Genomic DNA, 1,130 nt, shown 5'->3' on the forward strand with positions numbered 1-1,130 from the left:
GGATGATTGTAAGATGAACTAGGACAATAAAAAAGAGCCGATGACGAACTCGTGGTATGATGAAGCTACCACACAACACAACACCAGGAGGTTCGCCATGGCCCCAAAAGAGTATAACACAAATAGAAAATATCGCCACCTGACACGCGAAAAGCGAGCACAGATTGAAGTCCTGTTGCAATTAAAACTCCCCAAAAGTCGCATCGCGCGCGAAGTCGGGATCTCACGGTCAACTTTATATAACGAACTTGCCAGAGGCACTGTACAGCAATTAGGAAGCGATTTGAAGCCATACACCCGATACTTTGGTGATACGGGACAGTGTGTCTACGAAAATCGACGGAGAAATAGCCATTGTCCCGTGAAACTGGTGAAAGCTAAGAAATTCGTGTCTTTTGCAGTAAAGCAGATACTGACAAAACATTTAGCACCTGATACAATTTGCGGTTTTGCCAAAGAAAAGGGCTGTTTCTCTGAGATGGTTTGCAGCAAGACACTTTATAACTATATTGAGCGTGGATTGTTAAAAGCTCGAAATATCGACCTCACGCTAAAGGTCAAACGTAAACAACACCGTAAGGGACATCCGCAGCATAAGCGGCTGTATGGCCTGAGCATTGAAACTCGCCCCCAAGTAATCAATCAACGGAAAGAGTTCGGGCATTGGGAGATTGATACCGTGGTCGGTCGAAAGGAGTCACAATCCGTTTTGTTGACACTGGATGAGCGAACCACAAGATTTCGACACATCATAAAGATACCCGGTAGAAGCACACAGGCAGTTGAGCAAGGTTTAAAAGCGCTCCGAAATCTGTATGGAGAACGATTCAGTCAAGTTTTTCGCTCCATCACAAGTGATAATGGCAGTGAATTTGCTTCACTGCCACAGTTGCTTCCCACGATACCCATATATTATGCCCATCCGTACTCCGCCTACGAACGCGGATTAAACGAGAAACAGAACTCCTTGATCCGTCGTTTCTTGCAAAAGGGCCATCCTTTTGATGACATTGCGGATGAGAAAATACAAGAGATACAGAACTGGATCAATCAACTCCCCCGAAAGTCCTTTCACTACAGTTCGCCGGAGGAATTATTTCAGACTGTCCTACTTGATCTTGCAATCTAGA

General features: G+C 45.0%; 1 protein-coding gene. It reads left to right on the plus strand.

Annotated elements, in window-relative coordinates:
- Positions 1 to 97 precede the first annotated feature (97 nt).
- Positions 98 to 1,129, plus strand: coding sequence for an IS30 family transposase (locus J2S20_RS12080; protein WP_307255575.1), 1,032 nt, complete (start codon positions 98 to 100; stop codon positions 1,127 to 1,129).
- The last annotated feature ends 1 nt before the right edge of the window (position 1,130 follow it).

This window comes from Moryella indoligenes, assembly GCF_030812885.1.
In the GTDB taxonomy this organism is placed as follows: domain Bacteria; phylum Bacillota; class Clostridia; order Lachnospirales; family Lachnospiraceae; genus Moryella; species Moryella indoligenes.